Annotated in this window: 12 protein-coding genes; 7 read left to right on the forward strand and 5 right to left on the reverse strand. The window is 39.9% G+C overall.

Annotated features, from left to right (window positions below):
• Both ACM5QX_RS25405 and ACM5QX_RS25410 read left to right on the forward strand, forming a co-directional pair.
• A partial coding sequence (locus ACM5QX_RS25405; RefSeq protein WP_414756065.1) for a glycosyltransferase occupies window positions 1–578 on the forward strand: 578 nt, incomplete at its 5' end.
• Between the two features lie 31 nt (window positions 579–609).
• Window positions 610–1311 (forward strand): polysaccharide deacetylase family protein, encoded by a 702-nt coding sequence (locus ACM5QX_RS25410; RefSeq protein WP_414756091.1) that lies wholly within the window; start codon window positions 610–612, stop codon window positions 1309–1311.
• 78 nt (window positions 1312–1389) lie between these two features.
• Here the strand turns inward: ACM5QX_RS25410 and ACM5QX_RS25415 are convergent, their stop codons facing one another.
• From ACM5QX_RS25415 to ACM5QX_RS25425, 3 genes are all read right to left on the reverse strand, one after another.
• Window positions 1390–1737 carry a helix-turn-helix transcriptional regulator gene (locus tag ACM5QX_RS25415; RefSeq protein WP_010995839.1) on the reverse strand — a complete coding sequence of 116 codons (348 nt, stop codon included), beginning with the start codon at window positions 1735–1737 and terminating at the stop codon, window positions 1390–1392.
• A gap of 525 nt (window positions 1738–2262) precedes the next feature.
• Window positions 2263–2712 carry a hypothetical protein gene (locus tag ACM5QX_RS25420; protein ID WP_414756066.1) on the reverse strand — a complete coding sequence of 150 codons (450 nt, stop codon included), beginning with the start codon at window positions 2710–2712 and terminating at the stop codon, window positions 2263–2265.
• A 954-nt stretch (window positions 2713–3666) separates the two neighbouring features.
• Window positions 3667–5070 carry a proton extrusion protein PcxA gene (locus tag ACM5QX_RS25425; RefSeq protein WP_414756067.1) on the reverse strand — a complete coding sequence of 468 codons (1404 nt, stop codon included), beginning with the start codon at window positions 5068–5070 and terminating at the stop codon, window positions 3667–3669.
• 87 nt (window positions 5071–5157) lie between these two features.
• On the opposite strand from ACM5QX_RS25425, the gene ACM5QX_RS25430 reads away from it, so the two are divergent.
• From ACM5QX_RS25430 to ACM5QX_RS25445, 4 genes are all read left to right on the forward strand, one after another.
• On the forward strand, window positions 5158–7395 hold the full coding sequence (locus tag ACM5QX_RS25430) for a recombinase family protein (RefSeq protein WP_414756068.1): 2238 nt from the start codon (window positions 5158–5160) through the stop codon (window positions 7393–7395).
• Window positions 7396–7481: 86 nt separating this feature from the next.
• Window positions 7482–8150, forward strand: a complete 669-nt coding sequence (gene msrA, locus ACM5QX_RS25435) for a peptide-methionine (S)-S-oxide reductase MsrA (protein ID WP_414756069.1) — start codon at window positions 7482–7484, stop codon at window positions 8148–8150.
• Between the two features lie 603 nt (window positions 8151–8753).
• Window positions 8754–9596 carry a tetratricopeptide repeat protein gene (locus ACM5QX_RS25440; RefSeq protein ID WP_011318023.1) on the forward strand — a complete coding sequence of 281 codons (843 nt, stop codon included), beginning with the start codon at window positions 8754–8756 and terminating at the stop codon, window positions 9594–9596.
• A gap of 302 nt (window positions 9597–9898) precedes the next feature.
• The gene (locus tag ACM5QX_RS25445; protein ID WP_414756070.1) at window positions 9899–10546 is read left to right on the forward strand and encodes a hypothetical protein; all 648 of its coding nucleotides are present in this window, start codon (window positions 9899–9901) and stop codon (window positions 10544–10546) included.
• Between the two features lie 60 nt (window positions 10547–10606).
• On the opposite strand, the gene ACM5QX_RS25450 is transcribed toward ACM5QX_RS25445, so the two are convergent.
• Together ACM5QX_RS25450 and ACM5QX_RS25455 are read right to left on the reverse strand one after the other, a co-directional pair.
• Entirely contained in the window at window positions 10607–12283 is a 1677-nt protein-coding gene (locus tag ACM5QX_RS25450) for a sodium:solute symporter family protein (protein WP_414756071.1), read from the reverse strand.
• Window positions 12284–12292: 9 nt separating this feature from the next.
• Window positions 12293–12547: a DUF4212 domain-containing protein gene (locus tag ACM5QX_RS25455; RefSeq protein ID WP_011318021.1), complete on the reverse strand. Its 255-nt coding sequence runs from the start codon at window positions 12545–12547 to the stop codon at window positions 12293–12295.
• A gap of 412 nt (window positions 12548–12959) precedes the next feature.
• On the opposite strand from ACM5QX_RS25455, the gene ACM5QX_RS25460 reads away from it, so the two are divergent.
• A complete protein-coding gene (locus ACM5QX_RS25460; protein WP_414756072.1) occupies window positions 12960–14078 on the forward strand; it encodes a sensor histidine kinase in 1119 nt (372 codons plus the stop codon).
• Window positions 14079–14201: the final 123 nt, after the last annotated feature.

Here is a 14201-nt window from a genome sequence, read left to right on the forward strand (position 1 = left end):
TGTGCCTCTCAAACCTTTATCTGGCTAAGTTTAGAGGCGTTTGTCGCCCCTTGAATATTAGTTTTGTCATTATTGGTGAATCAAAGGCTTTATCTAGGTTACAGAAATATTGTCTATCTTGTGGAGCAGATAATGTTCTACTCTTGCCATTGCAACTAAGGGAAGATGTACCGCAAATGTTAGCAACGGCTGATGTTAACTTAGTTGTGCAGAAAAGCAACGTGATTGCTTTTAATATGCCTTCTAAGATCCCACTTGCATTAGCTTCTGGTCGTCCAATTATTGGTTCGGTTCCTGCAACGGGTACAGCAGCCAAGGTGATTAAAGAAAGTGGTGGCGGTGTGATTGTGGAACCAGAATCACCGGAAGCGTTAGCAGCAGCAGTATTGGATATATATAATAATTCGACATTAGCGACAAAGTTAGGCAATCAAGGTAGACGATTCGCAGAAGAAAATTTCTCCTTTGAGCAAGCAATTGAGCAATATGAGGAGTTATTTTTTGAGTTATTGGGAAAGACGAAACCGAAAATTACTCGTTTAGCGCCATCTCAGCAGAAAAAATCTGTTAAGATTTAACCTCCATAGCTGAGGTGAGGGAATGGTAAAAATTCAGCTAGCTCCAATTTTTCCTGTTGTTCATCGGATTCTGCAACCAGCTTTTCCTGGCTGTCTTTGGAGTGGCGATCGCCATTGTCAAGCGATCGCTTTGACTTTTGACGACGGCCCCCATCCCCAATACACCCCCGAAGTCTTAGCAGTCTTAGATTACTACAACATCACTGCTAGCTTTTTTTTGTTAGGTGCTTGCGTTAACCGTTCACCAAGTATTGCTCAAGCAATATGCGATCGTGGTCATTGGATCGGCTTACACGGTTACGATCATCGCTCTTTCCCCATGCTCTCGCCCATCGAACTCCAACAGAGTTTAGCAAAAACCCAAGCAGCCATCTACAATGCTTGTAACCTCTCACCAGAAAAAGTGCGTGACGTTAGACCTCCTAATGGGTTGTTCACACCCAAAACATTAAATCTCTTACAGGAATGGAAATATCGTCCAGTGATGTGGAGTGTTGTCCCAGAAGACTGGGTAAGACCTGGCGTTACACAAGTAGTACAGCGAGTTATTAACCAAGTACAAAACGGTTCACTAATTGTTCTACACGATGGTGCTTGTGGTGGACAAGATGTAGCTGCAACCATTCAAATCCTGATTCCGCAACTATTACAACAAGGCTACCAATTTATTACAGTTGACGCTCTATGGCAACAATCAATTCCTTTGGAGAATTCCCAATTAGACTTGCTATAAATAATCACAGATAAACAATTACCAATTACTAAGCATAATGCCAGTAATTGGTCGGAGGTGATAATTTAAATTGGAAAGCTAGAAACTGGCTTCAGGTGCTTTTGGCTGTTGAGAAAACCCAGCCTCAGAATTATTAGCAAAAGTAGCCTCTTCAGTTCCTAACAGATGATGAATGTCGCTTAAAGAAGTTGGTTTATTCACAGACGTTTCTGTTGTTTCATCTTTATACTCAATTAGGTCTTCTACTTGACAATTCAAGGCTTTACAAAACCTAATAATTCTTTCAATGTGGTCTGTTCCAGTCCGTCCACTTTCCCAGTTTTGAATAGTGCTTTCAGTCACACCAACAAGACGGGACAGTTCCAACTGAGTTAGTCCTGCTTTTTCCCGCAACAAAGCGATTCTTGGTTTTGGCTTTTGTTTCACAGCTACAGCACTTTAATCTTACCTATAGTGCTAGATCCTAGCACCAAAGAAAACCCGCGCTATCAAATTACAAAAAAAAATTTAGTCTTGTCTCTTCTTGAGCGAATAAGATTTCGTTAACATATCTTAAGCTAAATTTTAATTTAGCTATGAATTTTCGCTGATATTCAAAAATTGTCTAAGAAAAATTTCATTAATTATTACCTATTCTTATATAAAAACCGGATTTGATTATTGTTGGTGTAGCCTATGCTTGTGCATAACAATCCAAGTATCTGTAGGGTGGTATTGCTCCCAGCCACTCGCTTCAAGCTGGGGAACCCTTTCGGCAGTTCCTCGTGGGGTAAACCCACAAGATGGGACTGCCTTTACCAACACAGTGGTCTCTCTGCGTATATTTAAAAAATCAAGTATGAATCCAATAGTAAAATCTATCAAAAATGACAGAATTTTTGTTTAAATTAGTTCTCAGATAAAGATTTTAAAATCATGATATTACTATTTTCAGTCTAGATTCGTGATATATCAACTATGTATAGTCGCTTGTAATTGACTTTCTAAGTTGATGCGTAACCACAAGTCAGCAAACGACCATACACATAATGGGTGAGCAGCGACAATAAAATCTTCTGGTTTATTAGTAACGATCGCATTTAATTGGTAATGGTTAACACAAGCCAGTTCTACAGCAGATTCAAAATCTCTGAGAGGCGAATAACGTGCTTTCTGTAGCAAATCTTGATCGATAGGACAAATTTGAATTTGCTCTTGTAACCAATCAACTATGATCTCAGGAATCTGGCTATTTTTTAAACAGTAAGTATAAGCAGAAACTTTTTGCAACCCAACATCCGTTAAGTATAACCGAATAGATGGATGTAAATTTTCTAATAAAGTTCTCACATCCTCCGCAAGTTCGGTACGATTCATAACGGCATCTAATATTAAATCGCTATCAAATAAAATTTTGAACATTTTTCACCTCACATAAAATATCAGTAGTTAAATGCCAAAATTCAGTGGAATAGATGATTTGGCGTGACGGTTGCTTAGGTTTTCTCAATAAACTAGTTTTGCTGTCAGTCAGGAAAACAAAAGCCTACTAGTTTTACCAAGGTATAAGTAGAACAGGGTAAATAATTAAATGTTTGTAGTGAGAACTAAAGTTCTCAAACCAGGACTAAAGTCCTTAATACGAACTGAAGCCTAGTATTTTTACATCACTTAACATTAGGTTGCTTTTTTCAAGTCGTTCTACTTAGGCTCAAAAGCCTTGTTACATAAAGATTCTGCACTACGGATTTAAAAGCAATGAGTACTGCTAACGGTAGCGGAGATTGTGATGAGTCAGGGAAATTTTTTATCAGGACTGCTTTGTCCAGATTAGTTGGTGTCGTTATTTCGCTGGTAACTGATGTAAGCAGGAACATTAACTAGATACAACCCGCAATAACCTGATTTCGGTAACAAGTAAAAATTAAAAAACAAGAGACACTAAAAATACCGCAAACCTTCTGAATAAGGTTAGTACAGTCGTAAAAACACGGCATTTCCATGATATGAGTCTTCGTATGTGACTACGCCAAGTGCTATTAACGGCACTGATGTCTAAATAATTACTTTATTAGACACAGTTTATTACTCGACTCACAGTCAGCAAAAACGACGAGATAGACCCGTGAGTAGTTCCTAGTTAAAATAAAAACTCTACCCACAAGGGGATAGAGTTTTGTCAGTAGTTAGTGGTCAGTAGTCAGTGGCAAAGATATGTAAAAACCACTCCATGTGCGGGTTAGGGTATCAGACCAGATCATCTAACACCCACCCACATATAGACAGTATTTATATTTAAAATTACAGAAAAGATGAGTAAAAAACTATACAAATCTAGTGAAGCAGAGATCATGGCAACGCACTTTCTTATGCCTTTTATTCATTCATGTTACGGTATGTAGCAACGGCGGAAGGCGATATGCGGTTGAGGTAACGGAAAATCCAGTATTTGAAGATAGTATCTAAAATTACGGGAAAAGTTGCAATAAATAAGAAAATAAAATCTCTGTTAGCTGGTAGTCCCCAGTGGCGGGATAAACCTTCTAAAATTACTTCCCAGCCATGAGGAGAGTGAAATCCGACGAATACATCAGTAAATAAAATAATGATAAATGCTTTGGCACTGTCACTGAGACCATAAACAACATTATCAAAAAATTCTTTGAGTACCATAATCGAAGGCTTGCTCACGAGCAGTAACCAGATAAATGCGCCAACAGAAAAGATGTCAGCAAACACATTTTTAATAGCATTAGAGCTTTCACCTCGAAACTCTGCTGCAATTTCTTCTGCCTTTTCTTTTATCTGAGTTTCTATGGCTTCAGCAGACAAAGGAGGTGCATTACTAATCATGTTTTCAAATTTGATTCTTTCTTCAAACCTATGCAGGGTTGATAATGCTTCTTCCTCCATCTCAGCGTTCAGAAATATCTGCTCTGTATCAGCCTTTTTAAAATGGTTAAAAATGGGGCTAACGATTAGAGCTTTTGATAATTGATGGGTTAAAAGAGGTACTATAATTAGTAGTAAAATAAATCTAATTGATATAATGCTTCTTTTTTGAGCTTGCCGGAAATTGTTAATAACATCCTGTTCGGAATTGGGGTCTAATTCAATTTGTAAACGCCCGATGGTACTCAAAATAGAGCGTGGCAAAATGCCTGTTGTATCTGCTTTTCCTCTCGGCTTTTTATTCTGTTCCGTCCTTGGTCTGATTAATTGTGGTGGTGATGTTGGTGTATAAATGCGTTCGACTAAATTATTCTTATTAATATCGTTAGTTCTTAAAGAATCAGTGAGCGATGGATTTTCAGGTGGTTGTAAACTCGTTGTTCTAACTTGTAAGTCTGAAACACCGGATGGAGCAGCTATTTCGTAATCAGTGATGATATATTTGGAGATAATTTCATCAATAAATTTTAATTTTTCTAAAATTACGGTAGAACTTGGATACTCTATCCCTGCTTTGCGAGCAGCTTTTTGATGAGATTCATTAGAAAACCAACGACTAAAACGAAATTCAGTTAGCCGCATTCTAGCTGTCTTTAATTCTTGGGCTAAATCAGACTCAAAATAATCCATCACACTATTGCTGTAGATGGCTGAGTTAAAGTCTATTTTGTTACCATTGAAGTGTTCATCTTCTATGGCTTTAATATTTAATGCAGCTTTGTAAGCTTCTTCTAAAGAACGTTCTGGAGTTCGTAAATACCAGCGATAAGCAGACAGGAGAATAGGATAAACTTTTTCGCTAAAAATAGAATTCCTCATTGTAGGCATTTATCTGTAAATTAATGATTAAGTAAGATTTATTTACTTTAAATTAACTCAAAAAATATATTAACAAACCTGCTCAGGAGATAATTTGTGCTTTCTCATTCTATTTGGATTGTTGGTACTAGCCGTAGTGGCAAGACTACTCGTTTGGTAAAACAATTTTGTGATTGGGTGCAACATGACAACCAAGTTCATGAATTATTTTATACTAAAAAAGCAAAATTAAAAGCAAGCACATCTTTATCTTGGGATATTCAACAAGCTAAACCCGGAGTTTTAGTTTTATCGGCGAATGATGATAATCGCCGAGATTTAGGTGACAAAATTGTTACTAATACTCAAGGTAAATACCCAATTCGGGTGAAAACACCACTAGGATTTTTTCAGGATGACATTATCTTATTTTGGCCTTTGCTGATTCAATTGTTGAATCTAAAAGCACAATTTCCCGTCAGATTGCGCCCAGAAACCGAGCAAGAACTGGCAACAAAACTCTGGCGATCGCATTTAGATGAAGAAATATTACGACGTGCGGGAGTAAATGAATATCGTTTGGTTAGACGTATTTTGGACTTGATGCAGCTGGCGGCTTATAGTGGTACACCTTGTGAAAACATTGCTCAGGTTTTGCAAACAGGCTTAGAGGATAATAACGTTAATTTAGAGCCAGAATTTTTGGCATCTTTATTACTAGATTGGCGCAATTGGTGTTTAGAACGAGGATTACTGACTTATGGCATTATTACTGAACTCTACAGTCAGCACTTGTTAAACCATGAAAATTACCAGCAACACCTAGCTAAAAGATATCAGGTAGTGATAGCCGATGACGTGGATGAATATCCGGGTGTAGTGCGGAAATTATTTGAGTTGTTGTTAGATCAAGGAGCGATCGCCGCTTTTAGTTACAATCCTGATGGTGGAGTGCGCTTAGGATTGGGCGCTGATCCCGAATATATGGCAGGATTGGCTAGACGCTGCCAAATCGAAACCTTAATGGGGTTAGCACCAGCATCATTGGCACAGAGATTAGCAACGCCAATGATCCAATCCCTCAGCGAACCAATAATATTATCGTCGGGTTTGCCACCGATGGTGCAATCAATCCAAACCACATCCCGCGCCCAACTATTACGGCAAACATCTGAAGTAATTGTTAATGCCATCAAGTCAGGGCAAGTACAACCAGAACAGGTGGCAATCATCGCCCCTGGTTTAGATGCGATCGCCCGTTATACACTAACAGAAATCCTCACCAAACAAAATATCCCTGTCGAATCCCTCAACGACCAACGCCCCCTCATTAGTTCACCACCCATCAGAGCATTACTCACCATGCTGGCGCTAGTTTATCCAGGTTTAGGGCGCTTAGTAGACCGGGATGCAGTAGCTGAGATGCTAGTTGTTTTAAGTAGAAAACCAGAACCCCCCGAAACCCTAACAACACCACCCAGTCCCCAGTCCCCAGTCCCCAGTCCCCACTCCCCACTCCCCACCAAAATCGACCCAGTACGAGCAGGATTAATCGCTGACTATTGCTTTGTCCCCCATCCCGACCACCCCAACTTACTACCAGTGACAAGCTTTGAACGTTGGGATCGGATTGGTTACGCAGCCACCACAGCCTATAGTGAAATATTACAGTGGTTAGAGGAGCAGCGATCGCAACAAGAACTGCGCCTGATTCCCAGCCCTATATCCCTATTAGATAGAGCAATTCAACGCTTTTTGTGGAATGGCAGCAACCTACCCTATGATCAGTTAGCCGCACTACGAGAATTATTAGAGACGGCCCAGCATTATTGGGAAATCGATACTAGATTACGGCAAAGCAAAGGAGTAGGAGAGACAGGGAAAGAATTTATTACTCAGGACTCCCCAGTCAACACACCCATCGTAGAATTTATTCAACTGCTAAGACGGGGTACAATTACCGCCAACCCTTACCCCTTACGCCCCATTGGCTCAGTGAAAAAAGCTGTCACCATCGCCACCATTTTCCAATATCGTTCTAGTCGAAGATTTCACCAATGGCATTTTTGGCTTGATGCAGGTTCTCCCCTGTGGGCTAAAGGTGGTGCAGCTACCTTGTTTGGCGCTCCATTGTTCTTACAAGACAGGTTAGGACAACCTTGGACAGCAGAAGATGAAGAATTAGCAGAACAAACTCGACTAGAAAGAATTTTGACTGATTTGCTATCTCGTGTATCACAGAAAATTTATCTCTGTCATAGTGATTTAGCCGTCAATGGACAAGAGCAACTAGGCCCTCTGTTACCCTTAGTTCATGCTTCAGTATCGATGGAGTTAGAAACTGCCGAAAGTTGACCCCCCAGAAAAATGACTGGGGATGGCAGAAGGCTTAAAATATTAAGTAAATTAAAGATATATGTAAAAACACAGACTCAAAATCAATGGCACTATTTGGATTTGGCAAAAAATTAGCGCTGCCCACCCCTGAAAAAGCCTTACCTGGAAGGGCGCAAACCATGCCTGTACCGGCTAACCACTATGTCAATAAAAACCCACTAAAACCCCCTTTTCCTGAAGGTTTCGAGAAAGCATTATTTGGCTTGGGTTGCTTTTGGGGTGCAGAGCGTAAATTTTGGCAGCAGACGGGAGTTTACAGCACCGCAGTTGGTTATGCGGCTGGTTTTACACCAAACCCCACCTATGACGAAGTATGTACAGGCTTGACAGGTCATAACGAAGTTGTATTGGTAGTATTTGATCCCAAAGTAATTAGTTACACTCAGCTACTTAAAGTCTTTTGGGAAAGCCACAACCCTACTCAAGGAATGCGCCAAGGTAATGATGTGGGGACTCAGTATCGTTCAGGTATTTACGTCTATTCAGAGGCGCAAAAACAGCTAGCAGAAGCTTCACGAGAGGCTTATCAGCAAGCTCTCAGCAGTGCAGGATATGAAAAGATTACGACAGAAATCCTAGATGCACCAGAGTTCTACTACGCGGAAGCTTATCATCAGCAATACCTAGCGAAAAACCCCAATGGTTATTGTGGTTTGGGTGGGACAAATGTTGCTTGTCCTGTAGGTGTGTTTGAATCTTCCGCCAATGGGTAAGAAAGGTCATCAATTCAAAATACCCTGTGGGCGCGCTTAGGGAACAACAAAAAATAAATTATCCAAAATTCATGGTTTAGTAGGGTGAGTCAGTGTTAGAGAACCTAACTATACTGAGAAATTATTCATACTGACGCACCCTACATTTGAGATATTTTTTATCTGGAAGTCCCTGATCAAAATACCCGCGATCGCCTAATATCGCTAATGGGCTTGGAAAAATCAAGGGTGTAGGGGTGTAAATGTTAAAAACCCTTACACCCCTACACCCACTTTCAACCGACAACTTGAGTGCGTAAGTTCTAATACATAGCACCGTAAATTTTCTCCTACAATAATTTATTTGCTAAATTTCCCGATTGATCCAGTGATTAACTGTTAATTAAACCGTGGGTGAAAGAGATCAGCACGTCAATTGATCATGATAATTTTAGGTTTTTGGTTTTTGATGAAAAGAGTTTATTTAATCTAAAATCAGCAATCTAAACTCCAAAATTCATTGACTAGGGATATCTGTATACAGTAGGAACCAATATTTAGTTGGATAATTGACTGAGTTTGGTACTAATTTTATCCAGTTATCATGGCGGTTTAGAACAAGTTATGAAACGGTGGTTATTGGAGCAAGGGCGGGTGAAGTTAAAAAGAGTATTAACTATAGGTGTGCTTACCGCACTGAGCGCAATTACCAGCGTTTCCTGTAGTAATAATAAAGAAGTGTTGGTAACAGAAATAGGAGTAAATCCTCCTAGCCGTCGGACAACCAATAATTCTCAAGCTGGGCAATTTTACGTGCAAGGGCAAAGACAGCACGCTCAAGGCGATTCACAAGGGGCGATCGCTTCCTATGATAAAGCAATTGGCTTAGATCCTGACTATGGCGCTGCTTATAGGGGACGAGGATTAGCTTACTTTGATTTGGGAGACAAACAAAAAGCGATCGCCGACTACAACGAAGCCATTCGCCTTTCCCCCAACGATGCCGAAGCCTTTAACAGCAGGGGAAACGCCCGCGCCTCTCTAGGCGATAACGCCGGAGCGATTACCGACTACAACGAAGCCATTCGCCTTTCACCCAACTACGCCGAAGCCTACAATAACCGAGGCAATGCTCGTTCTGTCCAAGGGGACAAAAGCGGCTCTATAGAAGACTTTAACCAAGCAATTCGCCTCAACCCCAAATATGCGATCGCCTATAACAACCGAGGTAACGCCCGTGCATCCCAGGGGGACAGCCAAGGAGCCATATCCGACTACAATCAAGCCATTCGCCTCAACTCTAACTTTGGCCCTGCCTATAATAATCGAGGTAATGCCCGTGCAGCCCAAGGCGACAAACAAGGAGCGCTGGAAGACTTGCAAAAAGCAGCAGATATCTTCCAGCGCCAAAACAATAATGACTTATACCAACAAGCAATGAACAATATCAAAGAGTTGGGGCAGTAGTAGTATCAATTTAAAATAGCCTACGGCAAGGCTGCGCCAACAAAATTCAAAATAAAACATTATCCAAAACGTAGGGTGCGTCAGTATGAATAATGTCTGAGTATAGCTAGGTTAATATCGCACTGACGCACCCTACCAAACTTTCCTAAACAAGCTATAAACTGTAATTGTCAGATATATGTAGAATTACGAAATTTTTAATCAATTATACATAATTTTAACCTGATTGACTCGTAAAATCTCTTAAACTGATATTGATAAGGTATTAAATCAGTTTTCAAAAAAACGTAATTCTACTGACTATGAACATTTTTTACAAATGTGCGATCGCTACTGTTGGACTAGCAACAGTTTTCTACACTCAGTCTTCTCAAGCTGCCGTATTTTCTGAAGTAGGGGACGCTAGTAATGTATTTGGTACGGCACAAACGGTATCGGGATCTGCTGGACAATCCTTAGATGCTATTGAAGGAAATCTCTCTGATTTGCAAGATAATGACTTTTTTCGCTTCTTCTATGCCGGTACAGGGAATTTAAGGATTGAAACAGGGCCTTATACTAATACTCCTTTTCCTACTAACACATTCCCTGGATTGGAATTATTGAGTGGAACTGGCCTATCTTTAGGTGGTGTGGCGCAATCACTTAACCCAGCCCCGTTTGGTAATGGGACATTTATCAATAGCGCTGGAAGTGCAAACACTACTGGAACTTCTTGGATCGATTACGTTAACCTGCCAGTGGGTGAATATGTTTTGAGAGTTGACGGTACAGGACAAAGTAACTTAGGACAACCAAGATATGTAGGAAATTATTCATTACGGTTACGAGGTGGATCGCAATTCATACAAGCAGTCCCAGAACCGACTTTCATTTTATCTTTATTAGCTGTAGCTGCAATTACATCTCCGACAGTGAACAAAAATCAACGCCGACAACTATTGGACTAAATTTGATTATACAAACAGGGACACAGTATATCTGTGTCCTTATATATTGCGTATTATTATTTAGTGCATCAGTATTTCAGACTCATCTTCAATAGATGGTGAACGTAAATCCTCTACCATCGTCTGAATTTCGGCTGGTGGCGGTGGGGTGAGGCGCGAAACTACCAGTGTCACTACTAAGTTAATCAGCATACCCAAAGTGCCAATTCCCTCAGGGGATACACCAAAAAACCAAGGCTGCATACCTGCAAACTTCACGCCGATGATGTAAATAATCGTAAAAATTAACCCCGACAACATCCCAGCGATCGCACCTTCGGAATTGGTACGCTTATCGAAAATTCCCAGTACAATAACTGGAAAGAAGCTTGCAGCCGCTAAACCAAAGGCAAAAGCTACTACTTCACTCACAAACCCCGGTGGATTGACACCAAAGTAGCCAGCAAGAACAACAGACAAACCCACCATGACGCGCCCAACAAACACTCGTTTTTTTTCCGAAGCGCTGGAATCGAGGATACGGTAATAAATATCGTGGGCTACGGAACTGGAAATTACGAGTAACAACCCTGATGCTGTAGATAAAGCGGCCGCCAAACCACCAGCCGCAACCAAAGCAATTACCCAAGGTGCTAGTTTTGCTACCTCTGGTGTAGACAACACAATGATATCCCGGTCAATTGTAATTTCATTGGTGTCTTTTTTGGGGGTTAACTGGAGACGACCATCATTATTTTTGTCTTCAAACTTCAGCAGTCCAGTTTTTTCCCATTTATTCGCCCAGTCTAGCTGTTGTACTTCTGTAATCGTTTGATTGTGCAGGGTAGTAATTAGGTTGTAACGGGCAAACATGGAAAGCGCCGGCGCTGTGGTGTAGAGAATGGCGATAAATAACAGCGCCCAACCTGCTGAAAATCTGGCAGCGCGGACACTGGGAACTGTGTAAAATCTGACGATGATATGAGGTAAGCCAGCAGTACCTACCATCAAGGCAATTGTGGTGAATAATACATCCAGCATTGTCTTATTGACAAAAGGCTGGGTATATTCTTGAAATCCTAAATCTACTTGGATTTGATTCAGCTTCGTAGCAACATCACTAAAGGTAAATGCTAACTGAGGAATGGGATTGCCTGTGAGTTTCCAGGCGATCGCGATCGCTGGAATCAAGTAAGCTACAATCAAAACTCCATATTGGGCTACTTGCGTCCAGGTAATACCTTTCATTCCCCCCAACACCGCAAAAAAGCCGACAATCACCATCCCGATGATGACACCCGTGTTGATGTCAACTTGCAAAAAGCGGCTGAAAACAATACCCACACCGCGCATTTGCCCAGCAACGTAGGTGAGAGAGACGAAAATTGCGGCTACCACTGCTACTAGACGCGCCACATTAGAATAGTAGCGATCGCCTACAAAATCCGGCACAGTATACTTACCAAATTTACGCAGATATGGAGCTAATAATAATGCCAGCAGCACGTAGCCACCAGTCCAACCCATGAGGTAAATAGAACCGTCATAACCCAAAAAAGAAATCAGTCCCGCCATTGAGATAAACGACGCGGCAGACATCCAGTCGGCGGCGGTGGCTGCACCATTAGCAATGGAAGGAATACCTTGACCTGCCACATAAAAGTCTTTACTACTCTTGACTCGTGATTGCCAACCAATATAAATGTAGGCAACAAACGAGAGTCCAACTATGAGAATCGTCCAAATTTCAACTGACACAGTTTTTCCTTACTTTTTAATATTATGTTTGCGGTCTAACTTGTCCATTTGGAAAGCGTAAACAAAAATCAATACCACAAAAGTCAGGATTGATCCTTGCTGTGCCATCCAGAAGCCAAAAGGCACGCCAAAAAAACGTAGTCCATTTAATGGTTGAACTAACAGAATGCTGAACACTATGGAAACCAGCATCCAAATAATTAAAAGATTTCTAATTAAAGCCGTGTTAGCACGCCAATAAGAGTGCCGTTGATGTTCATTCATCTTGGTCTAGCGTCAGTGCATCAAAATAATACCAATAACCCTTGATTACACCAGATAATCTTGTATAATTATTTATAATTTTTATTAAACGTTATCCAAAAAAAAACTAGCAACTAAAGGCTGGAATTAAGTTACAGCATTAGAATATAACCAATTACAAAAATGCTTGCTCTCTCCATGTAAAGCATTTCTTGAACATCTTAAACTTTGTTTCTGCTGCATATAGTAATCCGATTCGATTATTGAACAAACATAAGTATCTGTAGGGTGGGCATTGCCCAACACCACTTGCGTGACTGCCGGGAAACCCTTCCAACACAGTGGCTCCCCTACGTATAATTCACAAATCAAATAGTAGTCCTATAGTTATTTCTGCTAAACTGCACTATCATGCTGAACTTTCTTGATCATTATGAATGCAAATATTACAGAAAACCTATTTGCGGCTTTAAACATTGTTGTATTAGAGAGAATTAATGCTGGCTTATTTAAAATTATTAGTAATTTACCTAGTTGGTTTAGAGAATTTTGTCAGCATAAATACAGTTTAGGAATGGAGATATCAATTCTGCAAGAAGAATTTTATTTTTTACAAAACTTTCTATTCGATGCCGAAGAATTTTGGAGTAATAGTAATTGTAAAAACTTAACTTCAGGTATCTGGATACAAATAGACCCGCAGGGCAAAGAATATCAATTTGAAGCCCGTGCAACTTTTGTCGAAGATAAAAAAATATTATTAATTGAAGTTTTAGAGGAAAGCTATAGGCATAGGCAAAATATTATACAAGAGGCTCGGCAACGACAACTAAATTATCAAAAACTAATAAAAAATAATCAAAAGCAAGAAATACTAATTCATTGTTTAATTCATGATATTGCGGGTCAATTAAATGCGATGAATGGATGCTTATCCTTATTAGAATTTGAAAATTTAACTCCCCAAGGAAGAAATTATTTAGAAGTTTGTCAACAACAATCTTTTAATCAAGAAAATCTCATGAGGAAAGTTTTAGATACATTTTCTGCGGAAATGATGGCATTAGAGAAATTCGTTGTTGATAGTGAAGAAGCTCCCAATATTTTAAGTTGTGTAAATGATGTCGTTGAAACCTTAAAACCTAGTTTTACATTAAACAATATAAACTTAATTTTAGCTGATGCTATTGATCCTTTAGCCGACTGGAAAGTACAGGGTGATAAATCTCGTTTAGATAGAGTAATTTTTAATATACTAGAAAATGCTGTCCGCTACAGTCCACCTGAATCTACAGTAATTATCCGTTTACAATCAAAAGAAAATTATATATATGTTTCTGTAGATGATGAAGGCAGTGGAGTACCACTAGAAACAGTTAACACTTTATTTCAGAAGTTTTCTCAAGGTAAAGATAAAAGTAGTGGAAAATCTGGTTTAGGCCTTTATTTTTGTAGAATCACAGTTGAGCGTTGGGGCGGTAGTATTGGTTATGTGCCTCGTAGTGAAGGTGGTTCTTGCTTTTGGTTTTGTCTACCAAGATTTTTATCTTAATACCGTTTCTTGATGAATATGCACTTCATTCTGTACTGTAGAGACGTTGCATGCAACGTCTCTACATCATTTATTCGGCGGAACTTCATCGAGAATTGGTATAACCTTGATGTTATTGAGTTA

It is taken from the genome of Anabaena sp. CCY 9910 (genome assembly GCF_963920875.1).
GTDB classification, from domain to species: Bacteria; Cyanobacteriota; Cyanobacteriia; order Cyanobacteriales; family Nostocaceae; genus Trichormus; species Trichormus variabilis.